The organism is Stenotrophomonas sp. LARHCG68, from assembly GCF_052871705.1.
Genome location: NZ_JBIXJV010000002.1, coordinates 204,846 through 227,491 on the forward strand (window position 1 = coordinate 204,846; position 22,646 = coordinate 227,491).

Here is a 22,646-nt window from a genome sequence, read left to right on the forward strand (position 1 = left end):
CGGCCGGCGGCGGCCGGAAACGCCGCAGGGGCGCCCCGAGGCGCCCCTGCAAGCTGCTGAATACGTTGGATTTTCAGGCGCCCGTCGGCGGATCGGCGCGGATGCTGGTGCGGACTTCGAACAGTTCCGGGAAGAAGGTCAGCTCCAGCGCCTGCTTGAGGAACCCCACGCCGCTGGAGCCGCCGGTGCCCCGCTTGAAGCCGATCACCCGCATCACCGTGCGCATGTGGCGGAAGCGCCACAGCTGGAACTGGGTCTCCAGGTCCACCAGGTCCTCGCACAGGGAGTACTCGCGCCAATAGCGGTCGGTGTCCTGGTAGATGTTCTCGAAGACATGGCGCAACGCCGGGTCGCTGACATGCGACTGGGTCCAGTCGTGGCCCTCGTAGGTGGCCGGGATGGCATGGCCGAAGCGCGACAGGTAGGCCAGGAACTCCTCGTACAGGCTGGGGGCCTCCAGCACCTCGCGCAGCTGCGCCTGCCCGGCCGGGTCGTGGGCGAACACGCCCAGCATGTCCGCGTTCTTGTTGCCGAGCAGGAACTCGATGTAGCGGTACTGCAGCGACTGGAAGCCGGACGAAGGCCCGAGCACGTCGCGGAAGCCCATGTATTCGGACGGGGTCAGGGTTTCCAGCACCGCCCATTGTTCGGTCAGCAGGCGCAGCACCTGCTTGCCGCGGGCCAGCACCTTCCGGCACTGCCAGACCTCGTCGCGCTGCAGGTGGGCACGCGCGGCGCGCAGCTCGTGGGCCAGCAGCTTCAGCCACAGCTCCGAGGTCTGGTGCTGGATGATGAACAGCATCTCGTCGTGGTGCGGCGGGTTGGACAGCGGCTGCTGGGCCGACAGCAACTGGTCCAGGCGCAGGTAGCCGCCGTAGGTGAGCCGGCCCTGCAGGTCGGTGTGGATGCCTGCCTCGAGCTCACGCTGGTTCTTTTCTACGGTCATCGGCCTTGCCATCTGCGCGGGGCGCAAAGGGTAACGCAGCCGCACGCCCGGTAGCGCGGCGCCCGGCGCCGCCGGATATTGCCGGGATCGCATGCCGGGCACGGCCCGGCCCGGCGGGCATCCCCCGACGGCGCGGTTCCGCGCAAACGGAATAAGAACACTTGCGATGGCAACCGGCGCGACAATGCCCTGCCTTGGCGCGGCCTTGCTGAATACGCTGTATTTGCTCGGCCGTGGCGAGGGCCATGGAACGAATCCGGCATTTGTACGGTCAGTCGTGCTGCGCCGCAGGACGGCTTTTCCAGCCTGATTCCTTACCATGCGCAATTCCTATCATTTGAAACCATCTGTTCAAGGTGTTGCTGCAATGACGGTTTCCGCCCAGTTCCAAATCGACTACCTGCAGTACCTGGATGCCGAAGGCAGCCTGGTACGCGACGACCTGCCGGAGTCGCTGCGCGACCCGCGCAGCCTGCTGCCGCTGTTCAAGCAGATGCTGGCCACCCGGGTGTTCGACACCAAGGCGGTTGCCCTGCAGCGCACCGGCAAACTCGGCACCTTCGCCTCCTGCCTGGGCCATGAAGCGGCCCACGTCGGCATCGGCGCGGCCATGAAGAGCGGCGACGTGTTCGCCCCCAGCTACCGCGAGTACGGCGCGATGTTCATGCGCGGCGTGCGCCCGCGCGACGTCCTGATGTACTGGGGCGGCGACGAGCGCGGCAGTGACTACGACCGCGACAGCGACGCCGTCCGCGACTTCCCGATCTGCGTGCCGATCTCCACCCAATGCCTGCACGCGGCCGGCTCGGCGCTGTCGTTCAAGCTGCGCGGCCTGCCGCAGGTGGCGGTCACCGTCTGCGGTGACGGCGGCAGCTCCAAGACCGACTTCTACGCCGCGGTGAACTCGGCCGGCGCCTACCAGCTGCCGCTGATCCTGTGCGTGGTCAACAACGGCTGGGCGATCTCGGTGCCGCGTTCGGCCCAGACCGGTGCCGAGACCCTGGCCCAGAAGGGCCTGGCCGGCGGCCTGTTCTGCCTGCAGGTGGACGGCAACGACCTGATCGCGGTGCTGGCGGCCATGGAGCAGGCACGCGAACGTGCCCTGTCCGGCAAGGGCGGCACGGTGCTGGAGTTCCTCACCTACCGCCTGTCCGACCACACCACCGCCGACGACGCCCGCCGCTACCGCGACGACGTCGAGGTCAAGGCCGCCTGGCAGCGCGAGCCGCTGATCCGCCTGCGCAAGTACCTCACCGCCGCCGGCGTGTGGAGCGAGGAGGAAGAGAAGGCCTGGATCGCCGAGTGCGGCACCCGCGTGGACGAGGAGGTCAACGCCTACCTCAACTGCCCGGTGCAGCCGGTCGAGGCCATGTTCGATTACCTGTACGCCGATCCGCCGCCGGACCTGCTGGCCCAGCGCGCCGCCGCCATCGCCCTGGAGCAGCGCCATGGATGACATCAAGCGCGCCCTTCCCGGAACCCCGGCCGGCCACGACGTGGCCCACAGCGCGGCCAGCAACAGCGGAGAAACCACCATGACCGCCACCCCGATCACCCTCATCGAAGCCGTCACCCAGGCCCTTGCATGGGAAATGGAACACGACCCGTCGGTGCTGGTGCTGGGCGAGGACGTGGGCGTCAACGGCGGCGTGTTCCGCGCCACCGCCGGCCTGCAGCAGCAGTTCGGCGCACAGCGCGTGCTGGACACCCCGCTGGACGAGACCACCATCGCCGGCCTCACCGTCGGCCTGGCCGCGCAGGGCATGAAGCCGGTGGCCGAAGCCCAGTTCGACGGCTTCGTCTACCCGATGGTCGACCACATCATCTGCCACGCCGCGCGCCTGCGTAATCGCACCCGTGGCCGCCTGCACTGCCCGATGGTGCTGCGCGTGCCGTGGGGCGGTGGCATCCGTGCGCCGGAGCACCACAGCGAGGCCAACGAAGCCATCTTCACCAACGTGCCGGGCCTGCGCGTGGTGCTGCCGTCCAGCCCGCAGCGTGCCTATGGCCTGCTGCTGGCCGCGATCCGCGAGCCGGACCCGGTGATCTACATGGAGCCCAAGCGCATCTACCGCCAGTACAAGGAAGTGGTCGCCAACGACGGCGAAGCACTGCCGCTGGACGTGTGCTTCGTGCTGCGCGACGGCACCGACGTGACCCTGGTGACCTGGGGCGCGCAGGTGAAGGAAGCCCTGGAAGCGGCCGACAAGCTGGCCGGCGAAGGCATCAGTGCCGAAGTCATCGACGTGGCCACGCTGCGCCCGCTCGACTTCGCCACCATCGCCGAGTCGGTGGCCAAGACCGGCCGCTGCGTGATCGTGCAGGAAGCGCCCAAGACCGCCGGCTTCGGTGCCGAGATCGCCGCCCGCCTGGCCGAGGAGTCGATGTACGACCTGCTCGCCCCGGTCGAGCGCGTCACCGGCTATGACACCCACATCCCGCTGTTCCGCCTGGAAATGAAGTACCTGCCGAGCGTGGAGCGGATCGTGGCGGCGGCCAAGCGCGCGGTGGCGGCGGGCTGACATGCAGGCACGCCTGACCGGCAGCCACCGCAGCCAGTACCGCAATCCGTTGCACGTGCACACCGGGCAGATCGTCGCCCTGGGTGTGCGTGACGAGGAATGGCCGGCGTTCGCGTGGGTGACCACCGACGCCGGCGATGCCGGATGGACGCCGATTGCCTGGTTGCGGATGCTCGACGACGGCCGCGCCGAAGTGCTGCGCGACTACAGCGCGCGCGAACTGGACGTGGACCGTGGCGAGCAGGTGCGGCTGCACCATGAACATGGCGGCTGGTGGTGGTCCGAGCGTGCCGATGGCACGCAGGGCTGGCTACCGGCACGCGAACTTGAATTGCTGGAAGAGAACTGCACATGAGCCAGACCAAGAGCTTCAACCTGCCCGACCTGGGCGAAGGCCTGCCGGACGCCACCATCGTGGAGTGGTTCGTCAAGGAAGGCGACGTGATCAAGCTGGACGAGCCGCTGGTCTCGATGGAGACCGCCAAGGCCGTGGTCGAGGTGCCCTCGCCGGTGTCCGGCAAGGTACTGAAGCTGGCCGGCGCGCCGGGTGACATCGTGGTCACCGGCCACATGCTGGCGCACTTCGAGATCGACCCGAACCTGCCGCAGCGTGCCGAAGGCCAGGATACCGGCCACCACCACGGCGCCCCGGCACCGGCCGCTGCGGCACCTGCACCTGCCGCAGCGCCGGCACCGGCTGCCGCCGCCGAACGTGCCGACGAAGGCACCGTGGTCGGCGCGATGGTCAGTTCCAATGCCGTGCACACCGAGCAGGCCGTGGCCGTCGGTGGCGTCAAGGCGGTGCCGGCCGTGCGCGCGATGGCGCGCAAGCTGGGCGTGGACCTGGCCCGCGTGCGTGCCACCGGCGCCGACGGCGCGGTGACGATGAACGATGTGAAGCAGGCCGCCGAAGCCGGTACCGCCCGCGTCGGCGCACCTCTCCCGCGTACGGGAGAGGTCGGCGCACAGCGTGCGTCGGGTGAGGGCGCTCCCCCATCCGCCCTGCGGGCACCTTCCCCCGCAGGCGGTGGAAGGGATGAAGCCGCCCGCACCCCGCTTTCCGCCGCCGGCAAGCCGATGCGTACCGCGCCGCCGGGCGTGGTCGCCAAGGGCCAGCCGGAACCGCTCAAGGGCGTACGCCGCAACATGGCGCGGGTGATGGCCGATGCGCACAGCAAGGTCGTGCCGACCACGCTGACCGACGACGCCGACATCCACGCCTGGGCACCGGGCAATGACATGACCTCGCGCCTGGTGCGCGCGATCGTGGTCGCCTGCCAGACCGTGCCGGCCATGAACGCCTGGTTCGACGGTGAAAACCTCACCCGCACCCTGCACGCGCAGGTGGATATCGGCATTGCGGTGGATACCGACGACGGCCTGTTCGTGCCGGCCCTGCGCAATGCCGACATGCTCGATGCACGTGGCGTGCGCGAAGGCATCAACCGCCTGCGCCAGCAGGTGGAAGACCGCTCGATCGCCGCTTCGGAACTGAGCGGCTACACCATCTCGCTGTCCAACTTCGGCATGTTCGCCGGCCGCTACGCAACGCCGGTCGTCGTGCCGCCGTGCGTGGCCATCGTCGCCGCCGGCCGCGCCCGCTTCCAGCTGACGCCGGTGATGGGTGGCGTGGAAACGCACAAGGTCATCCCGCTGTCGGTCACCTTCGACCACCGCGCCTGCACCGGCGGCGAAGCCGCCCGCTTCCTGCGTGCGCTGATCGACGACCTGGCCCGGACCAACTGACCGGTCCTGCCAGCGCAGTCCCGGGGCCCGCAGTGATGCGGGCCCTTTTTTTTGGGATCGATGCAGCGGTTCCTCCCTGCTGAACACGCATGCACGCCTGCGGGCCGTTACCATACGGCCCGCTACTTCAATGGGAAAACGCAATGGGAATAATGACAGGGATGGTTGTCGGCGCCGTGATCGGGCTGGGGGCATTGAACGTGATGGCACTGATCGCCAGGAACAGCGGCCGGCCGTTCGACCAGACCACGCTGACCAGCGATGAAGACGTCCTGGCGCAGGTCGCCACCTGGGCACAGGCCAATGGCTACCACCTTGCCAGCGAAGCCGGCCCGAACCGTGTCTACCGCAAGGGCAAAGGCTTCTTGACCGCACCGATGTTCCTGGAAGTCAGCCGCGACGGGAACCGCTACACCTTCCGCAGCTACACCCGCATCAACGGCCTGATCATCAAGGGCGACATGGCCCTGAGCGGTGGCAGCTTCGTCGCCAGCGTGCCGCGTGCAATGGCCCGCAAGGCGCAGAACCTGCTGTTCGCCCAGCTGCACGCGCCGCCAATCCACTGATCGTTGCCAGGCCGGCGGATACCGCGGTGTCATCCTCCGGCGTTACGATGGGCCGGAAAGCCACGCACACGATTCGGTAAACACCATGGACGCTTGGATCTGTACGCAATGCGGTGTACGCAATGGCATCGAGGCACGCGTGTGCTGGCGTTGCGGCACGCATGCCGACGGCAGTGCCCCCGACCCCGAGGCGCACGCGCCGGGCGTCGTGCATGTCCAGGGGCCGCGACAGATGACCTGCCTGCGCTGCACCGACAGCGAAATGGCCTTCATCGGTCGCCGCCGCTTCCATGAGGGCTCGCAGGCGATGCCGTTCCTGCTAGGCGAACTGGGCGAACTGTTCGTGCACCGCGAGGAGTTCGACCTGTACGCCTGCCCGTCGTGCGGCAAGGTGGAATTGTTCCTGTCCAGCACCCCGCAGTGAGGCGCGCCGATGCAGGACAGGCGCTGGCTGGTCGGATTGTTCGTGCTGGTCTACCTGGCCATGTTGCTGGGCGGCGCGGCGCTCAAGCCCGGGTATTCGCCGGTGGCGCAGTACATCAGTGAACTCGGTGCCACCGGCAGCGCGCACGCGCGGCTGATCAGCCTGGCCGGCTTCATCCCGGTGGGCGTGCTGGGCGCGGTGCTGCTGGTGGTGATGGCCGCGCGCGTACCGCTGGTGGGTATCGGGCGCGTCGGCTACTGGCTGCTGCTGTGCGAACCCCTGGCCTGGATCGGCTCGGCGCTGGCGCCATGTGACCTGGGCTGCCCGCACGGCGGCAGCGTCTGGCAGGTGCTGCACAACCTGTTGGGCGTGCTGACCTACCTGGGCACCACGCTGGGGCTGGTGTTGATGGCGGCCGCGCCCGGCCTGCGGCCCGCCACCCGGTTGCTGTGGATCGCACTGGCGATGGCCTGGCTGCTGCTGTTCCTGCTGATGGGCAGTCCCGCGCTGGCTGACGTGCGCGGTTTGCTGCAACGCCTGGCCGAATGGCTGGTCTACGGGGCGCTGTGCAGCGCCGCCTGGCGCCTGGCCGGCCCGCGCGCCATCGCAACCGGCGCTGCAACCACACGCGGGTAAGCTGCCGGCTCCCCTGCCACCCGGAGCCCTCCATGAGCCACCGCAGCCGTCTTGCCGGATTCATCATCGATTGCCAGGACACCGACAGCGACACCGCCGCCGCGTTCTGGGGCGCCGCACTGGGGTTGGAGGCCGAGCCCAGCGAATCCAACACCGATGGTTCGCAGTACAGCCGCCTGCGCGATGCCCCCGGCCACCTGAATGTCGAGGTGCAGCGTGTCAGCCACGCCTCACACGTGCACCTGGACATCGAAGCGGACGACATCGACGCCGAGGCCGACCGCCTGGAAGCCTTGGGCGCCCGCCGCATCGGCTTCGTCAAGCGCTGGTGGGTGATGGAAGCCCCGACGGGCCATCGTTTCTGCGTGGTACGCATGCATCACCCCGAGCAGGGCGCGCCACCGCGCGTCTGGGAGTGAACACCCACGGCATCGGATAATCCGCGCAGCCTTCCCTGGAGATGCAGCCAATGTCCGTTCCCACCCTCACCGGTGCCCGCGTGCTGGTCGCCGGCGGCAGCCGCGGCATCGGCCTGGCCATCGCCGACGCCTTCGCCCGCGCCGGCGCGCGCATCAGTCTGTGCGCACGCAATGCACAGGTACTGCAGCAGGCCGCCGTGCTGCTGGAGGCCACCGGTGCGCAGGCGGTCCATGCGCAGTCCTGTGACCTCGCCGATCCGGCGCAGATCGCGCAGTGGGTGGACGCCGCGGCCACGGCGCTTGGCGGCGTCGACATCGTCGTCAACAACGCCTCCGGCTATGGCAACGGCAATGACGATGCCAGTTGGCAGGCCGGCTTCGACATCGACCTGATGGCGGCCGTGCGCACCAACCGCTGCGTGCTGCCCCACCTGCGCCGCAGCGCGATGCCGGCCATCCTCAACATCAGCTCGATCAACGCCTCGGTGCCGACCCCACGCGCGGCGGCGTACTCCACGGCCAAGGCCGCGCTGAACTACTACACCACCGCGTTGGCCACCGAGCTGGCGCACGAGCGCATCCGGGTCAATGCCCTGGCGCCGGGCTCGATCGAATTCCCCGGCGGCCTGTGGGAGCGTCGCCGCAGCGAGGAACCGGCGTTGTACGCACGGATCCGCGACAGGATCCCGTTCGGCGGCTTCGGCGATGTCGAGGACGTGGCGCAGGCAGCGTTGTTCCTGTGTTCGCCGGCGGCGCGCTGGATCACCGGACAGGTGCTGGCCGTGGATGGCGGCCAGTCGCTGCCTGCGTGACCCTCGCAGGAACGGCCTCGGTCACGAAGCCGATCAGGGTTCCTGCACGAGAGCACCCCTCCCCTGCCCTCCCCTTGCCTGCGGCAAAGGGAGGGGGCGTAGGAACGGCTTCGACCGCGAGCCTGCGTCAGAAACAACGTCCCCCCGCCCTCCAGAACTCACGCCAACGCCGCCGAGCCCACCACCCGTTCGCCCAGCGTGGGTGCCAATACCGCCTCCACCAACGCCCCGGCGATCCGTTCGGCCGGATTGATCCGCCAGGCCTTGGGCAGCACCGGCCCCAGCGCGCTCAATACCACCAGGGCGGCGTGTTCACCGGCACGTTTCTCCAGCCGCTCACCGCCGATCAACCCTGGCCTGACCAAGGTCAACGCATCGAACCCCAGCGCGCGCAGGTCGCGTTCCAGTTCGCCCTTGACCCGGTTGTAGAAGAACCTCGAACCGGCATCGGCTCCCATCGCCGAGTTCAGCGCGAACACCGCGCAGCCCCGCGCCCGTACCGTGCGGGCGATCAGCAGCGGGTAGCCATGGTCGACCTGGCGAAACGCCTCGCGCGAACCGGCCTGCTTCAAGGTCGACCCCAGCGCGCAGATCGCCGCATCCACCTGCCACCACGGCGCGTCCAGCGGCAAGGCGGCGAAATCGTGCACCGGGTTGTGCAGGCGAGCATCGACCACCGGCAATGGCCGCCGGGTCGGCGCCACCACCGCGCTGCAACGCGCATCGGCCAGCAGGCGCCGCAGCACCTGCGCCCCGACCAACCCGGTCGCCCCCGCCAACAACACCCGCATATCCCGCTCCTGTGATCGACTGCGATTCAAGCCCCCCACCACCTTGCCGATAATGAGGCTTGGATACCACCCCGCCCGGGGGCGCCTGCGCGCCCCCGCACCCCCACCCGAACCCGCGCGCCATGGCCGACAGCTCCGATTCCTCCGCACCAGGCAGCCTCGGGCTGGGACGCATCCTGTCGCGTCGGACCAGTCCTGCGCCGCGGCCGGAACCGGCGACGCTGGACAACCCCGGCATGGCCCTGCTGCAGCGCCTGTTCGTCGGCGCCGACAGCCCCGAGCCGCTGCTCGGTGCCTTTGCCCAGGGCATGTGCAGCCTGCCGGGTGAACTGGGCGACATGGGCCAGCGCCTGCACAGCGCGCATGCCGAGCGGGACTGGGAGCGTTATGGCCGCCTGATGCGGCAGCTGATCGACAAGTACATCCGCACCATCGAGCAGGAGCAGCCCGTCGGCAATGGCGAGGCCGCGCAGCTGCGCGACCTGCTGGCCAACACGCTCGATGCGGTGCTGGCGAGCCTGATGCAGCATTCGCCCGAGCTGGAGCAGCAGGCACGGCGGATGGGCGAGGAACTGCGGGCCTGGCGCAGCGGCCAGGCCCTGCAGCCGGTGGCCCAGCACCTGCGCGAGTTGTGCCACCAGGTCGGCGTGCGCAGCGAGGGCCTGCAGGAGCAACGCGACCTGCTGCTGAGCCTGTTCGACCTGCTGCTGGAGAACATCACCGAGCTGCTCGACGCCGACAGCTGGCTGCACGGCCAGATCCGCAGCGTGCGCCAGCTGCTGTCCGGTCCGCTGGACGGCGATGCGCTGGAACAGACCCGCAATGACCTGCGCGAAGTGATCTACCGGCAGGGGTTGCTGCGCCAGGGCATCGACGAATCCAAGCAGGCGATGAAGGAACTGATGGTCGATTTCATCGACCAGGTCGACGGCATGGCCACCGAAACCGGCGAGTACCACGACCGCATCGCCAGCTATGCCATCGCCGTGCGCCAGAGCCGCAGCATCGCCGACCTGACCAGCCTGCTGCAGGACGTGCTGCAGGACACCGCACGCGTGCAGGCGCAGGCCGCGCGGGCGCGTGACCACCTGGCCAACGCGCGCGCCGAAGCACAGGCCGCCGAGCAGCGCGTGCGCCAGCTGGAAACCGAACTGGCCGAAGCCGGCAACCAGCTGCGCACCGACCCGCTGACCGGCGCCCTGAACCGGCGCGGGCTCGATGCCCTGCTTTCCAGCCTGCCCGACGACGGTTCCACGCTCAGCATCGCGCTCCTGGACCTGGACCACTTCAGCCAGACCAACGCCGCCTTCGGCCACGCCGGCGGCGACCGTGCGCTGCGCCACCTGGTCGCCACCGCGCAGGCGCGACTGGGCAGCCACGGCCACGTCGCCCGCCTCGGCGGCGACGAGTTCGTGCTGGTGCTGCCGGCCATGCCGCAGGCGCAGGCACAGACCCAGTTGCGCCGCCTGCAGGAAGCACTGGCCCAGCGCCCCTTCCTGCAGGACGACCAGCGGGTGCACGTACGCTTCAGCGCCGGCACGGCGCAACGCCGCCCCGGCGAGCCGACCGAGTTGCTGCTGCAGCGCGCCGACCGCGCGCTCTACGCCGCCAAGCAGGCCGGCCGCGACCAGATCCGCAACGCCGACTGAGCCGCCTGCCGTGCGGCCGGCCCCGGCCGACCGCGACCGCCTCCTCCCCGCCGCTGTGATATTCCCTGCGCTGGTGCGAATCACCCTTGCATGGACATCCCCGTGACCGCCAACGCCACGCTGCAGCACCACTTCGCCGACCTGCTGCAGCAGCACCAGGGCATCGTGCTCAAGGTGGCCCGCGCCTGGAGCCAGACAGCGGAGGACCGCCGCGACCTGGTCCAGGACATCAGCATCCAGGCCTGGCGCGGCTTCGCCTCGTTCGACCCGGACAAGGCCCGGTTCGGCACCTGGCTGTACCGGGTGGCCCTGAACGTGGCCATCTCCCAGCAGCGCAGCCGGCAGCTGCGGCAGCGCCACCACGGCACGCTCGTCCCCGACCCGATGGAATCGGGCCTGGCCGTGGAGGACACCGCCGAGCAGGCTGCCCAGCGCGCGCAACTGCATGCCGTGATCCACGCCCTGCCGCCACTGGACCGCGCCCTGTTGCTGCTGCACCTGGATGACTGCAGCCACCAGGAGATCGGCCAGGTGCTCGGCATCAGCGCCGGCAATGCCGCCACCCGCCTGCACCGCCTGCGCCAGCAGCTGCGCCGGCACCTGTCCCCTTCCCAAGACTGACGAGGCCCCCGATGGAACTGGAACAGCTCAAGGCCGCCTGGGCCGACCAGGCACGACGCATCGACGCGCTGGAAGCCACCGCGCTGGAGGCCTGGCGGCAACCGCGCCAGCAGCAGGTACGCCGCCGCCTGCGCGGCTTCAGCGCGCTGCAGCTGGGTTGGCTGCTGGCGTGGATCGTAGTGACGATGCTGGCGGCGGGGTTCTGGATCGCGCATCGCGACGTCCCGCACCTGCTGCTCACCGGCCTGGCCTTCCACGTGTATGGCATCGCCGCGATCTGGGTGTCCATCACCCGCGCCCTGCTGGCGCTGCGCATCGACATGCTCGATGCGCCGGTCCTCCAGCGGATGCAGCAGCTGGCACGGCTGCAACGCTTCACCGCAGCCACCGAACTGGCGCTGGGACTGCCGTGGTTCTGCCTGTGGCTGCTGGCCACGCAATGGCTGTGCGTGCAGTGGCTGCACCTGGACCTGTACCGGCTGGCGCCGCAATGGTTCGTTGCCACGCTGGGCTTCGGCATCGTGGCGATGCTCGCCAGCGCCGCGCTGGCGCGCTGGGCGCTGCGTCGGCTGCCACCAACGCATGGCCTGCAGCGCCTGCTGCAGAGCCTCTCGGGTCACTCACTGGCACGCGCGCAACAGCACCTGCGTGAGCTCTCCACCCCGCCGTGATCCATGCCACGGGGCGTCATCGCATGCAGCGCGGCCCGGGCCGCGCTGCATGCCGGCACCTCAGTGCGCCGGCGCGGAGCCGCCGCGCAGCTTCTGCACCAACGTCACCACCGCCAGCACCACCGCACCGATGCCCACGCCCACCACTACGCTGCCCAGCGCGTTGGCCAGCCACTCCAGGTGGGACGGGGCCAGCCCGACCACGAAGTGGTGCAGCGCCGGGATCGAATGCACCAGGATGCCGCCGCCGACCAGGAACATCGCCGCCGTACCGGCGATCGACAGCCCGCGCATCAGCCACGGCGTGGCATGCAGGATGCCGCGCCCGAGCGCGGCCATCGCCCTGCCCTTGTCCAGCATCCACGCGCCGATGTCATCGAGCTTCACGATGCCCGCCACCAGGCCGTAGACGAACACCGTCATGCCCAGTGCCACGGCGATCAGCGTGGCCACCTGCTGGCCGAACGGCGCGCTGGACACCACGCCCAACGACAGCACGATGATCTCCGCCGAGAGGATGAAGTCGGTGCGCACCGCACCCTTGATCTTGTTCTTCTCCCAGGCCACCACGTCGGTCCTGTCATCGGCCAGCGCGCGGGTCAGCTCGGCCTTGTGGGCGTCGTCCTCGTCCTTGGAATGCAGGAACTTGTGCGCGAGTTTTTCCACGCCCTCGTAGCAGAGGAAGGCACCGCCGAGCATCATCAGCGGGGTGATCGCCCACGGCAGCCAGGCGCTGATCGCCAGCGCCGCCGGCACCAGGATCGCCTTGTTGAGCAGCGAGCCCTTGGCCACCGCCCACACCACCGGCAACTCGCGGTTGGCGCTGACCCCGGTCACCTGCTGGGCATTGAGGGCCAGGTCGTCGCCCAGCACGCCGGCGGTCTTCTTGGCCGCGACCTTGGTCAGGATGGAAACGTCATCAAGCAGGGTGGCGATGTCGTCGAGCAGGGCGAACAGGCTGGCTCCAGCCATGGGGAGGTTCCGAAGGGGGAAGAGCTGCCGATTCTCACTCATCGGTGCGCCGCAACGCGAGGGGGCCGCATTCACCCTTCGCCCACCCTTCCGCGGCCACACTGGGGGTCCCTGCCCCTGTGGACCCCTGCGTTTGAACGAGCAGCCCACCACCAGTGACAGCCCGGCCACCGTTGGCGGCATGAGCCGCCGCCAGCAGATCGTTCGCCTGCTGCTGCGCTATCGCAACTCCGGCGTGTTCTCAGGCATCTCGCTCGACGGCGAGCTGCCGCGCCTGGCGCGCGCGCCGGCCGCCGGTGACCCGACCCAGTTCGTCGCCGACCTGGAGGCGCTGGGCGCCACCTTCGTCAAGCTCGGCCAGGTGTTGTCCACCCGCCCGGACATGATCCCCGCCGAGTACGTGGCCGCGCTGGAGCGCATGCAGGAGAAGGTCGCGCCGATCCCGGTCGAGCAGATCCGCGCCATCGTCGAGGAAGACCTCGGCGCGTCGATCAGCAAGCTGTTCAACTGGTTCGACCCCGAACCGCTGGGCTGCGCCTCCATCGCCCAGGTCCACCGCGCGCAGTTGCGCGATGGCCGGGAAGTGGCGATCAAGGTGCAGAAGCCGGACATCGCCGCGCAGCTGCGCTCGGACATCGGCGTGCTGCGCAGTTTCGCCAGCGCCGCCGACCACCTCACCCGGGTTGGCCGCAAGGTGCGCTTCTCCGATTGGCTGGAGGAGTTCGCCAAGACCCTGCGCATGGAACTGGACTACGAGGCCGAGGCGGCCAGCCTGGCGCGGTTCGGCCAGCACCTGGCGCCCTATCCGGAGTTGTGGGTGCCGCAGCCGATCTGGGACCTGTGCAGCCGGCGCGTGCTGACCATGGAACTGGTGCCCGGCGTGCGCGTGGACGCGATCCCGCCGGTTCGCCGTACCGAACAGCCGATGCTGCCGTTGGCCGCGGCGCTGGTGCGCGGCTACCTGGACCAGATCTTCGTGCATGGCGAGATCCACGCCGACCCGCACCCGGGCAACCTGCGCGTCACCCCGGACGGGCAACTGGCCATCTTCGACCTGGGCATGGTCGCGCACGTACCGCCGCGCCTGCGCGAACGCCTGCTCAAGCTGCTGTTCGCCGCCGTCGATGGCCGCGGCGAGGAAGTGACCGACGAGATCATCGCCATCAGCACCCGGCTGGAGGACTACAACGAGGAACGCCACCTGCGCGAGACCGGGCAGATGATTGCCCGCTACGCCGCCAACGGCACCGTCTCCGAGGGCCAGGTGGTGCTGGAGATCGTGCGCATCGCCACCGCCAGCAACCTGCGCACGCCGCCGGAACTGAGCCTGCTCGGCAAGGCGCTGCTCAACCTGGAAGGCGTGTGCCGGGTACTGGCACCGGAGATGGATACGCGCAAGGTGGTGGAAAAACAGCTCCAGCACGTGATGCGCGCGCGGTTCCGCAAGTCGCTTTCGCGCGCCAACCTGGCCAGTGAGGCGATGGAGCTGCAGCACCTGCTGCGCGACGGCCCGCGGCGCATGTCCGACATCCTCAGCCTGGTCGCCGAGAACCGCCTGCAGATGAAGGTCACCGGGCTGGAGGAGTCGCGCCTGATGGAAAACATCCAGAAGGTCGCCAACCGCATCGCCGCCGGGCTGATCACCGCCGCACTGCTGCTCTCCTCGGCCTTGCTGATGCAGGTGCCCACGCGCTTCACGCTGTTCGGTTACCCGGCGTTCGCGATCCTGCTGTTCCTGCTGGGCGTGGCGATCGGCATGGGCCTGATCGTCAGTGCATTGTTGTTCGATCGCCGCACGCGCTCACGCGAACGCGAGGAACGCGGCCACCGCTGAAGGCTCAGGCAGCCTTGGGATGCAGCACGACCGAGGGCGTCGCAGGCATGCCCGCGCACTTGCCATTGAAGAATTCGACGCTGTCGCCGGCCTCGCGCACGGCCAGCGCATACAGCAACGGCAGCGCACTCGGCGCCAGGTGCATGTGCCGCTCGCCGCCGGGCGCGGGCAGCCGGCATTCGGCCAGGCGCACGATGTCGCCCTCGTCGATCAACTGGCCCACCTGGTCACGGAAGCACGACACCTGTTGGCGCGTGGCATCGTCAGCATCCGGGCAGATGGTGCCGATGCCGGCGATCAGGACGCCCTGCTCGCGCAGTGGCCGCAGCCACGCCGCCAACGCGGCATGTTCCAGCGCCGACAGCTCCGAATCCAGGCTGATCTGCACCACCGGGATATCCGCCTGCGGGTATAACGCCTGCACCAGCTGCACGACTTCCGGATCCAGCGGATGACTGCTGTCCAGGCGTGCACTCGGCATGTCGAGCAGGCCGGCGACGCGGCGCGCCACCCGCGTGGATACCGATTCCATCGCGTGCAGGCTGTCCTGCTCGGGCGCGATGCTGATGCAGACCCCGCGCGTCTGCCAACGCGGCGAGACACACACGATCGCGCGCGGGCGCGGGTAGGCCTGGGTGGCCTGCTGCAACGCGGCGGCATCCCAGCCAGGCACGGACAACTCTTCCAGGCCGGCGAACAAGGCCGGCATGCGTTGCAATTCCATTGGTTTCCCCTTGAGGCGGGGGCCGGCTCCTGTTGCTGGCCGCCATCGATGGCGACCGTAAGAGCTGCTGTTCCCCGGAGATCGGTGATGGCCTGCGGCGCCACTTCACCTTGCGATGCACAAAATGATGCCTAGCACGTCATGGCTGGATCATGAATAGGCGAATTGCCCATTTTTGACCGAAACATTTCAGTCAGGTTCCTGTAGGCAACATCGATTCCCCGCATCGTCATACGCCTGCAATGCAGCGATGGTGCGGGCCTGCGCTCACCGCAGGCTTTCCCTCCGCTACCCACGTGACCGCATGCATTGGATCATCGGGCTGTATCTGGCGGCGCTTGTCGTCCTGCTGCTGTTGTCCTCCACCCTGGCCCGGACCAAGGCCAGCCTGCTCACCGCGTTGCTGTTGGCCTTCAGTGGCTGGTGGCTGATCGACCAGCTCAGTGGCGATGGCATCAACTCGGCCACGCTCTACCACCTGCGCAGCGACATGGATGGTGCCGGCGTCGGCGATTTCAGCGCCTACATCCTCGGCTTCGCGTGCCTGGTGATCATCTCGTTCTCGCCGTTGCTGCTGCTGCGCGTGCGCCGCCTGCGCCTGCCGCGCTTCGGCATGCCGGTGTTCGCCGGCTTCGCCGCGCTGCTGGTGGCCTGCGTGCTGGCCAGCCCGCTGTACAGCGACCTGCGCCGCCTGCAGCAGCAGATGAAACCGGTGGACTACAGCGCCGTGGTGCCCGAGTACGTGATGCCCTCGGCGCCGCTGGCGCGTCGCCCGAACATCGTGTGGATCTACGGCGAAAGCCTGGAACGGACCTACCTGGACGAGCGCGTCTTCCCCGGGTTGATGCCCAACATCCAGCGCCTGGCCAGCCAGGGCCTGGACTTCCGTGACATCGCCTCGGCCGATGGCGGCGGCTGGACCATCGCCGGGCTGGTGTCCTCGATGTGCGGCGTGCCATTGACCACCGCGCAGGGCGACGAGAACAGCATGGGCCGGATGGGCAGCTTCCTGCCCGAGGCGTTCTGCCTGGGCGATTACCTGAAGCAGCAGGGCTACGGCAACCACTACATGGGCGGGGCCAACGGCCAGTTCGCGGCCAAGGCGGACTTCCTGCGCACGCACGGCTTCGACGACGTGCGTGACCTGGCCTGGTTCGAGCAGCAGGACATCGCGCGCAAGCACTTCTCCAACTGGGGCGTGCATGACGACGTGCTGCTGGACCGCGCGTTCGACCGCTTCCTGGAACTCTCGCGCGGCGGCCAGCCGTTCATGCTGACCACCCTGACCATGGACACCCATCACCCGGCCGGGCACCTGCCGGTCGCCTGCAAGGGCACGCGCTACCGCAGCGCGCTGGGCAACATCGGCCTGCTCAATGCACTCAAGTGCAGCGACCGGCTGATCTCGCGCCTGGTCGAGCGCATCCGCAGCAGCGAGTTCGGCGACAACACGCTGGTGGTGCTGGCCTCCGACCATCTGGCCATGCCCAATGATCTGAGCCACGTGCTCGAACAGCAGCGCCGCGAGAACCTGCTGGTGTTCCTGGGCAAGGACATCACGCCGCGCCAGGTCACCGCCACCGCGGGCACCACGCTGGATTCCGGCGCCACCGCGCTGCAGCTGATCGACCCGGCGATCTCGGCGATCGGCTTCGGCCGCTCGCTGCTGGCCTCGCCACGCCCGGACAGCGCCAGCGTCGCGGCCCTGCGCGGCGACGCCGGCAGCAGCTACGCGCCGTACCGTGCGTTCGCGCGCTCGTTGTGGCTGGGTGGCGACCAGCCGCGCATGCTGCGCCTGGAGGACGAGAAGGTACTGGTCGGCGTGCAGCAGGTGCAGCCGCCGGTGCTGCTGGAGTACGACAAGGACTGGCAGCTGGCATCGATGTACCTGGAGAACACCTCGCGCAAGTTCGAGGAGGCCGACCCCACGCATCGCCTGGCCTACGTGGACCGCTGCACCGCCTTCGAGGACGGCTCGGCCGACGGCCAGTGGTGTGCGCTGCTGGTCGATGCCGACCAGGGCATGCGCATGTTCCGCGACGCGCAGCTGCGCCGTGGCATCGCCATCGATGCACCGCTGCAGCCGTTCACCGGGCCACGCCCGAGCGTGCGCCAGTCGCGCATGATCAGCCGCCAGCCCAGCCACGCCAAGCCGGGCCAGTACGTGCTGGAGCTGTACGCCGCGCAGCGGCCCACGCGTGCGTTCTGGGTGGAAGCGGTGTCCTCCAGCCGCAAGGTGGTGCTGGCCCAGCAATGGGTGCAACCGGACAGCCAGGGACGCATCACCATGCCGGTGGGCGTGGACCATGACATCGACGACCTGGAGATCCGCGCCTGGCTCAGCCATGCCGAATCATTGGCGGTGGAAGGGTATGCGTTGTTGCCGGCGCCGGCGGGGTTCCCGCGCTCCTGAGGGCGCGGGAAGCAACCCGGGCGCTGCGCCGCGGGGCGGGGTTTGAGACGATCCGGTGGCTTCGCGGCCAAGGCCGCGCCTGCCGACCCCGATGCGCATGACGGTGTCGCCCCCTCCCTTTGCCGCAGGCAAGGGGAGGGTTGGGGAGGGGCAAGCCGTTCGGCGATGGGGTGCGGCCGAGGCCGCGCCTACGGCTGGGGGTCGCGGACCAGGTGGATATCGGTCGGCGTGACCAATGCAATGCCGTTCGCCGCACACTGCTCCAATAGCTCGAACAGCAGCGCACTGCGCGTGCCGTACACGCTCCGCGCCGACGGCACATAGGCGAAGCTGTTGATCGCGACCAGCCCGCCGTTGATCGAATCGATGAACACCGACGGCGCCGGCTCGCTCAGCACGGTTTCATTGGCCGCGTAGATGTCCAGCATCAGGCCGCGCAGCTTGCCCACGTCGGTACCCAGCGGCACCGAGAACTGGATCTGGATCCGCCCCAGCGCATTGGCCATGGTCATGTTGCGGATGGTCTTGGTGATCAGTTCGGAGTTCGGCACGATCAGCGTGGACTTGTCGCCTACCTGGATCTCGGTCGAACGCACCGAGATGCGGCGGATGTCGCCCTCCTGGTCGCCGATCTTCACCCAGTCGCCGATCTTGACCGGCCGCTCGGCCAACAGGATCAGGCCGGACACGAAGTTCTGGGTGATCGCCTGCAGGCCGAAGCCGATGCCCACCGACAGGGCGCTGGCCAGCAGCGCCAGCTTCTCGAAGCCGATGCCCAGCGTCGCCAGTGCCCACAAGGCCGCCAGCACGATGCCGGTGTAATGGGCCACGGTGCTGATCGAGTTGCGCGCGCCGGTGTCCAGGTCGGTCTTGGGCAGGTAGGTCTCGGTCAGCCAGCGCTGCACCACGCGCATCAGCGCCAGCCCGCACAACAGCACCACGATCGCCCAGAACACCGACGACGGCCGCAGCACGCTGCCGCCGATCCGGACCCCGCCGGCCAGCGCCTGCACCCAGTCGTACAGCACGCTGACATTGCCGAACGGCGCCACCACGGCGGTGATGCCGACGATCACCAGCACCACCCGCAGCGTCGCCGAAACCAGCACCCCGCCCTGCTCCAGCCGTCCCGGCGGCAGGCCGGTGGACAGCCGCAGCGTGCGCCCGATGGCGCTCTCCGGCGCCAGCAGCCACAGCGCGAAGTCATCGGCGAACTTCATCAGCAACTGCGTGGCCAGCACCACCACGGTCACCCACACCATCTGCTGCGCGGTGAACATGGCGAAGTTCAGGTAACCCAGCAAGGTGGCGATCAACGCGCCGAACACGGCCAGGTGGCCACCCAGCCGCGCCACCACCAGCCAGCCGCTGCGCGACCCGCGCGTGGCGTACGGCTTGCCCGCCGCCTCGGCCTCCTGCTCGGCCTGCGCGGCCTCGGCCGACCGGCGCCGGTGCAGGGCGGCAAGCGTGGCCAGCATGCTCATGATCAGGCCGACGTAGGTCAGCGCGATCAGCCCATCCAGGGTGATCGTGCCCACGTTCGAGGTCAGTGCCGCGCGGCTGACCGCGCGCATCAGCATGGTCAACCAGGTCAGCCAGGCCGCGCCCCAGGCGAAGCGGCGCAGGCGCACCGCCGCCAGGTCATCGATGTCCAGCAACCGCCAAGATGGTCGGGTCGGCACCAGCAGGCACGCGGCCAGCGCAGCGATGAAGGCAGCGATGAAGGTGGCCACCACGAAGGTATCGGCCACCGACACCAGCCGTGGCGCGATCGCCGAGATCGCATCCAGGCTGGCGACCAGCAGCTTGGCCGCCAGCCCCGGCAGCAGCGTGCCGACCAGCAGCAGCCACACCGCCAGACCGGTGCGACGCACCCGCCCTGCCGGCGCACGCTCGGATGCGGCGTAGCGCCGCCCCAGGTGGCGCAGCCACAAGCGCAGCGGGAACACCATCAACAGGGCCATCACCGCACCGGCCAGCGGCGCGGTCCACCCGTGTTTCGCGGTTGCCCTGGACAGGCCGTCGCGCGCCTGCTGGCCCAGCGACTGCAGCCGCGACAGGTCATCGGGCAGGTGCTGGGCGAACTCGCGCCACAGCGTCGGCGACAACGGCGATGCCACCTTGCGGCCCAACTGCTCGCCCAGCAGCTGGGCGCGCATCTTCTCGATCGATTCGCTCTGCTGGCGTGCGTCCTCGGCCAGCAGCTTGCCACGCGCGATGTCGCTGTTGAGGTCGCTGCGCTGCTTGTCCAGCGCCTTGCGCTGGCGGGCGATGTCCTGGTCCTCGCCGCCTTCGGGCACCGGCCCGAGCAGCGCGATGCGCGCGTCCAGCGCCTCCAGGTCCGGCTGCAGCGCCTGCACGCTGGCCTCGGCGTCACGCTGGGCCTGGCTGGCCTGGTCGACGAGGGTCTTAAGCGTTTCCTGTGCATCGGCGTCATTGACCGCACGCTTGACCGCATCCAGCGCACGCGAGGCCTTCTCGATGCGGGCCTGCGGCGTCAGCGTGGCGGCGCTGCCCGCATCGGGCGCGGCCCAGGCAATGCCGGCCGGTACGCCGGCGCCGATCAGGACAGTGGCAAGCAGGGCCGCACGCAACGGCTGCAACAGGCAGGACAGGAACAAGGGCACGCACCGGAACGCGCGGACCACCGCGCATGGCGCGACTATAGAACAGGCCACGTCCAGATCATGCGAACCATCCGCTGCTTCGCGCCGGCACGCCTCAATACATCGCGCGCAGCTCGGCGATATGCGGCGCGTTGAGCGCGTAGATCTCCTGGAATTCCTCCTCGGTCAACTCGTCCGGCGCGTACACCGCCACCGGGTCGAATTCCGGTCCATCGGACGGGGGTTGGTGCGGCCCGGCGCGCAGCGAGAAGCCGTGCCCTTCGTACTCCACCCGCGCCGGCAGCGATTCCCAGCGCTCGCGCGCGAAACGGTTCTGGCCCTTGAGCAGTATCACTGCGTACATGGATTTCTCCCGCTGACGGATGGCACCAGCCTAAGCCCGCCAGGTTCAAGCCCGGGTTAACGGCGCCACGCACCGGCATGGCCGCTGCGCACGGCACGCCAAGCTTGCCGAAAAGGGGTATGCCGGCCACAACCCCTTCACCGCTGCTGGCCTATAGCTGGACTCCCGAGGCCCGACCGCCGTTGCACCATGCGCAAGCTTCCGCCCCTGCCCACCGTGTCGTCGCTGGAGCTCCAGCGCTACCTGGGCACGTGGTACGAAATCGACCGGTTGCCGCTGCAGCACGAACCCCGGGATGCCACCGACGTCAGCGCCTTCTACTCGCTCAACGACGACGGCAGCCTGCGCGTGCAGAACCGCTGCCTGCACCATGGCGAGCTGGAGGAAGCGATCGGCCAGGCGTGGCCGGTGGATGGCAACAACAGCAGGCTGGAAGTGAGCTTCCCCACCCACGACGCACGCGCGGCACCCTGGGGCGTGGGCGACTACTGGGTGATCCAGCTGGACCGCAGCTATTCCACCGCGCTGGTCGGCAGCCCCGACCGGCACTCGCTGTGGCTGCTGGCACGCCAGCCGGAGATGGACGAGACCACCCGCCGCCATTACATCGCCTACGCCCGCCAGAACGGCTTCGACGTGGACGAACTGATCCACACCCCGCACACCGGGCACCGCACGGCATGAACCGGCACCGGCAGCCATGGACCTGAAAAGCGGCTATCCGTTCTGGGCGATCCGCAATGGCCTGATGCAGGCGTTCCCGCGGCTGGAGCGCGACCTGCACTGCGAGGTGGTGGTCATCGGCGGCGGCATCACCGGCGCGCTGATCGGCGAGCGGCTGGGCCGCCACGGCCATGAGGTCGTGGTGGTGGAACAACGCGACATCGGCTGGGGCTCCACCGCGGCCAGCACTGCCCTGCTGCAGTACGAGATCGACACGCCGATGTCCGAACTGGCCCGCCGCTTCGGGCTGGAGGCCGCGCTGCAGGCGTACCGGGCCTGCGCCGAGGCCGTCAGCGAGCTGGGCGAACTCGCCGGGCAGGTCCGCAACGTGGATTTCCAGCGCGCCGGCAGCCTGTACTACGCCAGCCGGCGCAGGGACCTGGGCCCCCTGATCGACGAGTTCGAACTGCGCCAACGGCACGGCCTGGCCGTGCACTGGCTGGATGCGGCGGGCGTGCGGGAGCGCTTCGGCTTCACGGCCCCCGGAGCCATCCTCAGCGACGTGGCCGCGCGCATCGACCCCTACCGCATGACCTACCGGCTGCTGCGGCGGCTGCAACGCGCCGGCGGGCGGGTGCATGACCGCACCCGCATCGACGGCATCGAGGTACACCCGCGCAGCGTCCTGCTCCGTACCAGCGACGGCGTCAGCGTACGTTGCCGGCAAGTGGTCGTCGCCGCCGGCTACGCCAGCCAGCACTGGCTGACGCACAAGGTGGCCAGCAACCGCAGCAGCTATGCCTACGTCACCGACCCGTTGCCACGGGACATGCTTGGCCCGCTCGCCTCCACCCTGGTGTGGGAAACCGCGCGCCCGTACCTGTACCTGCGCAGCACCGCGGACCAGCGCCTGCTGGTCGGCGGCGACGACGACGCGGTCGACATCCCGGCCCGGCGCGATGCCCGCGTCGATCGCAAGGCACGCGGCCTGGCCGGCAAGGTCGCCGCGTTGTTCCCGCACCTGCAGGCGCCCCCTGCCTTCGCCTGGGCCGGCACCTTCGCCGAAACCGACGACGGCCTGCCCTTCTTCGGCCCGCACCCGCAATGGGGCCCGCGGGTCCATTTCGCGATGGCCTACGGCGGCAACGGGATCACCTACTCGATGACCGGCGCGGCCATCGTGCAGGCCGCGATCGAGCGCCGGAAGCATCCACTGGCGGCGCTGTACGCGTTCCAGCGGCGCGAACGTGGCCGGGGCGGCTGAACC

General features: G+C 69.3%; 22 protein-coding genes. 16 read left to right on the forward strand and 6 right to left on the reverse strand.

Annotated elements, in window-relative coordinates; genetic code table 11:
- Nucleotides 1-73: 73 nt before the first annotated feature.
- Nucleotides 74-946, reverse strand: a complete 873-nt coding sequence (locus ACIPR8_RS08400) for a tryptophan 2,3-dioxygenase (protein WP_313252987.1) — start codon at nt 944-946, stop codon at nt 74-76.
- Between the two features lie 367 nt (nt 947-1,313).
- On the opposite strand from ACIPR8_RS08400, the gene pdhA reads away from it, so the two are divergent.
- The 9 genes from pdhA to ACIPR8_RS08445 all read left to right on the forward strand — a co-directional run bounded on the left by pdhA (nt 1,314) and on the right by ACIPR8_RS08445 (nt 8,071).
- Nucleotides 1,314-2,402, forward strand: coding sequence for a pyruvate dehydrogenase (acetyl-transferring) E1 component subunit alpha (gene pdhA, locus ACIPR8_RS08405; protein ID WP_313252989.1), 1,089 nt, complete (start codon nt 1,314-1,316; stop codon nt 2,400-2,402).
- A gap of 79 nt (nt 2,403-2,481) precedes the next feature.
- On the forward strand, nt 2,482-3,468 hold the full coding sequence (locus tag ACIPR8_RS08410) for an alpha-ketoacid dehydrogenase subunit beta (protein ID WP_446541055.1): 987 nt from the start codon (nt 2,482-2,484) through the stop codon (nt 3,466-3,468).
- A 1-nt stretch (nt 3,469) separates the two neighbouring features.
- Nucleotides 3,470-3,823, forward strand: coding sequence for an SH3 domain-containing protein (locus ACIPR8_RS08415; protein ID WP_132863251.1), 354 nt, complete (start codon nt 3,470-3,472; stop codon nt 3,821-3,823).
- A complete protein-coding gene (locus ACIPR8_RS08420; RefSeq protein WP_313252993.1) occupies nt 3,820-5,214 on the forward strand; it encodes a dihydrolipoamide acetyltransferase family protein in 1,395 nt (464 codons plus the stop codon). Before ACIPR8_RS08415 ends, ACIPR8_RS08420 begins: the two co-directional genes overlap by 4 nt.
- A gap of 152 nt (nt 5,215-5,366) precedes the next feature.
- Nucleotides 5,367-5,780 (forward strand): hypothetical protein, encoded by a 414-nt coding sequence (locus tag ACIPR8_RS08425; protein WP_132863247.1) that lies wholly within the window; start codon nt 5,367-5,369, stop codon nt 5,778-5,780.
- 85 nt (nt 5,781-5,865) lie between these two features.
- Nucleotides 5,866-6,204: a hypothetical protein gene (locus ACIPR8_RS08430; protein WP_192286853.1), complete on the forward strand. Its 339-nt coding sequence runs from the start codon at nt 5,866-5,868 to the stop codon at nt 6,202-6,204.
- Nucleotides 6,205-6,213: 9 nt separating this feature from the next.
- Nucleotides 6,214-6,840 carry a DUF998 domain-containing protein gene (locus ACIPR8_RS08435; RefSeq protein ID WP_313252995.1) on the forward strand — a complete coding sequence of 209 codons (627 nt, stop codon included), beginning with the start codon at nt 6,214-6,216 and terminating at the stop codon, nt 6,838-6,840.
- 32 nt (nt 6,841-6,872) lie between these two features.
- A complete protein-coding gene (locus ACIPR8_RS08440; protein WP_313252997.1) occupies nt 6,873-7,259 on the forward strand; it encodes a VOC family protein in 387 nt (128 codons plus the stop codon).
- 50 nt (nt 7,260-7,309) lie between these two features.
- Nucleotides 7,310-8,071: an SDR family NAD(P)-dependent oxidoreductase gene (locus ACIPR8_RS08445; RefSeq protein ID WP_313252999.1), complete on the forward strand. Its 762-nt coding sequence runs from the start codon at nt 7,310-7,312 to the stop codon at nt 8,069-8,071.
- Between the two features lie 158 nt (nt 8,072-8,229).
- Here the strand turns inward: ACIPR8_RS08445 and ACIPR8_RS08450 are convergent, their stop codons facing one another.
- The gene (locus ACIPR8_RS08450; protein ID WP_446540730.1) at nt 8,230-8,862 is read right to left on the reverse strand and encodes an NAD-dependent dehydratase; all 633 of its coding nucleotides are present in this window, start codon (nt 8,860-8,862) and stop codon (nt 8,230-8,232) included.
- 122 nt (nt 8,863-8,984) lie between these two features.
- Here ACIPR8_RS08450 and ACIPR8_RS08455 point away from each other — a divergent pair, with 122 nt between their 5' ends.
- The 3 genes from ACIPR8_RS08455 to ACIPR8_RS08465 all read left to right on the forward strand — a co-directional run bounded on the left by ACIPR8_RS08455 (nt 8,985) and on the right by ACIPR8_RS08465 (nt 11,803).
- A complete protein-coding gene (locus tag ACIPR8_RS08455) occupies nt 8,985-10,511 on the forward strand; it encodes a GGDEF domain-containing protein (protein ID WP_446540731.1) in 1,527 nt (508 codons plus the stop codon).
- 90 nt (nt 10,512-10,601) lie between these two features.
- On the forward strand, nt 10,602-11,132 hold the full coding sequence (locus ACIPR8_RS08460) for an RNA polymerase sigma factor (protein WP_446540732.1): 531 nt from the start codon (nt 10,602-10,604) through the stop codon (nt 11,130-11,132).
- An 11-nt stretch (nt 11,133-11,143) separates the two neighbouring features.
- The gene (locus tag ACIPR8_RS08465; protein ID WP_446540733.1) at nt 11,144-11,803 is read left to right on the forward strand and encodes a hypothetical protein; all 660 of its coding nucleotides are present in this window, start codon (nt 11,144-11,146) and stop codon (nt 11,801-11,803) included.
- 60 nt (nt 11,804-11,863) lie between these two features.
- On the opposite strand, the gene ACIPR8_RS08470 is transcribed toward ACIPR8_RS08465, so the two are convergent.
- Nucleotides 11,864-12,775, reverse strand: a complete 912-nt coding sequence (locus ACIPR8_RS08470) for a DUF808 domain-containing protein (protein WP_446540734.1) — start codon at nt 12,773-12,775, stop codon at nt 11,864-11,866.
- Between the two features lie 181 nt (nt 12,776-12,956).
- On the opposite strand from ACIPR8_RS08470, the gene ACIPR8_RS08475 reads away from it, so the two are divergent.
- On the forward strand, nt 12,957-14,609 hold the full coding sequence (locus ACIPR8_RS08475; protein ID WP_243694074.1) for an ABC1 kinase family protein: 1,653 nt from the start codon (nt 12,957-12,959) through the stop codon (nt 14,607-14,609).
- A gap of 4 nt (nt 14,610-14,613) precedes the next feature.
- Here ACIPR8_RS08475 and ACIPR8_RS08480 read toward each other — a convergent pair whose 3' ends face one another.
- The gene (locus tag ACIPR8_RS08480; protein WP_192286862.1) at nt 14,614-15,333 is read right to left on the reverse strand and encodes a hypothetical protein; all 720 of its coding nucleotides are present in this window, start codon (nt 15,331-15,333) and stop codon (nt 14,614-14,616) included.
- 304 nt (nt 15,334-15,637) lie between these two features.
- On the opposite strand from ACIPR8_RS08480, the gene ACIPR8_RS08485 reads away from it, so the two are divergent.
- A complete protein-coding gene (locus ACIPR8_RS08485) occupies nt 15,638-17,746 on the forward strand; it encodes a phosphoglycerol transferase I (RefSeq protein ID WP_446540735.1) in 2,109 nt (702 codons plus the stop codon).
- A gap of 188 nt (nt 17,747-17,934) precedes the next feature.
- Here the strand turns inward: ACIPR8_RS08485 and ACIPR8_RS08490 are convergent, their stop codons facing one another.
- Together ACIPR8_RS08490 and ACIPR8_RS08495 are read right to left on the reverse strand one after the other, a co-directional pair.
- A complete protein-coding gene (locus tag ACIPR8_RS08490) occupies nt 17,935-20,367 on the reverse strand; it encodes a DUF3772 domain-containing protein (protein WP_446540736.1) in 2,433 nt (810 codons plus the stop codon).
- A 100-nt stretch (nt 20,368-20,467) separates the two neighbouring features.
- A complete protein-coding gene (locus ACIPR8_RS08495) occupies nt 20,468-20,716 on the reverse strand; it encodes a hypothetical protein (protein ID WP_192286864.1) in 249 nt (82 codons plus the stop codon).
- A 189-nt stretch (nt 20,717-20,905) separates the two neighbouring features.
- On the opposite strand from ACIPR8_RS08495, the gene ACIPR8_RS08500 reads away from it, so the two are divergent.
- On the forward strand, nt 20,906-21,400 hold the full coding sequence (locus tag ACIPR8_RS08500; RefSeq protein WP_313253013.1) for a lipocalin family protein: 495 nt from the start codon (nt 20,906-20,908) through the stop codon (nt 21,398-21,400).
- Nucleotides 21,401-21,416: 16 nt separating this feature from the next.
- Nucleotides 21,417-22,643 carry an NAD(P)/FAD-dependent oxidoreductase gene (locus tag ACIPR8_RS08505; protein ID WP_446540737.1) on the forward strand — a complete coding sequence of 409 codons (1,227 nt, stop codon included), beginning with the start codon at nt 21,417-21,419 and terminating at the stop codon, nt 22,641-22,643.
- Nucleotides 22,644-22,646: the final 3 nt, after the last annotated feature.

Coding starts and splice junctions, on each gene's coding strand:
- ACIPR8_RS08400 (WP_313252987.1), bottom strand. CDS start 946: ATGACCGTAGAAAAGAACCAGCGTGAGCTCGAGGCAGGCATCCACACC.
- pdhA (WP_313252989.1), top strand. CDS start 1,314: ATGACGGTTTCCGCCCAGTTCCAAATCGACTACCTGCAGTACCTGGAT.
- ACIPR8_RS08410 (WP_446541055.1), top strand. CDS start 2,482: ATGACCGCCACCCCGATCACCCTCATCGAAGCCGTCACCCAGGCCCTT.
- ACIPR8_RS08415 (WP_132863251.1), top strand. CDS start 3,470: ATGCAGGCACGCCTGACCGGCAGCCACCGCAGCCAGTACCGCAATCCG.
- ACIPR8_RS08420 (WP_313252993.1), top strand. CDS start 3,820: ATGAGCCAGACCAAGAGCTTCAACCTGCCCGACCTGGGCGAAGGCCTG.
- ACIPR8_RS08425 (WP_132863247.1), top strand. CDS start 5,367: ATGACAGGGATGGTTGTCGGCGCCGTGATCGGGCTGGGGGCATTGAAC.
- ACIPR8_RS08430 (WP_192286853.1), top strand. CDS start 5,866: ATGGACGCTTGGATCTGTACGCAATGCGGTGTACGCAATGGCATCGAG.
- ACIPR8_RS08435 (WP_313252995.1), top strand. CDS start 6,214: ATGCAGGACAGGCGCTGGCTGGTCGGATTGTTCGTGCTGGTCTACCTG.
- ACIPR8_RS08440 (WP_313252997.1), top strand. CDS start 6,873: ATGAGCCACCGCAGCCGTCTTGCCGGATTCATCATCGATTGCCAGGAC.
- ACIPR8_RS08445 (WP_313252999.1), top strand. CDS start 7,310: ATGTCCGTTCCCACCCTCACCGGTGCCCGCGTGCTGGTCGCCGGCGGC.
- ACIPR8_RS08450 (WP_446540730.1), bottom strand. CDS start 8,862: ATGCGGGTGTTGTTGGCGGGGGCGACCGGGTTGGTCGGGGCGCAGGTG.
- ACIPR8_RS08455 (WP_446540731.1), top strand. CDS start 8,985: ATGGCCGACAGCTCCGATTCCTCCGCACCAGGCAGCCTCGGGCTGGGA.
- ACIPR8_RS08460 (WP_446540732.1), top strand. CDS start 10,602: ATGGACATCCCCGTGACCGCCAACGCCACGCTGCAGCACCACTTCGCC.
- ACIPR8_RS08465 (WP_446540733.1), top strand. CDS start 11,144: ATGGAACTGGAACAGCTCAAGGCCGCCTGGGCCGACCAGGCACGACGC.
- ACIPR8_RS08470 (WP_446540734.1), bottom strand. CDS start 12,775: ATGGCTGGAGCCAGCCTGTTCGCCCTGCTCGACGACATCGCCACCCTG.
- ACIPR8_RS08475 (WP_243694074.1), top strand. CDS start 12,957: ATGAGCCGCCGCCAGCAGATCGTTCGCCTGCTGCTGCGCTATCGCAAC.
- ACIPR8_RS08480 (WP_192286862.1), bottom strand. CDS start 15,333: ATGGAATTGCAACGCATGCCGGCCTTGTTCGCCGGCCTGGAAGAGTTG.
- ACIPR8_RS08485 (WP_446540735.1), top strand. CDS start 15,638: ATGCATTGGATCATCGGGCTGTATCTGGCGGCGCTTGTCGTCCTGCTG.
- ACIPR8_RS08495 (WP_192286864.1), bottom strand. CDS start 20,716: ATGTACGCAGTGATACTGCTCAAGGGCCAGAACCGTTTCGCGCGCGAG.
- ACIPR8_RS08500 (WP_313253013.1), top strand. CDS start 20,906: ATGCGCAAGCTTCCGCCCCTGCCCACCGTGTCGTCGCTGGAGCTCCAG.
- ACIPR8_RS08505 (WP_446540737.1), top strand. CDS start 21,417: ATGGACCTGAAAAGCGGCTATCCGTTCTGGGCGATCCGCAATGGCCTG.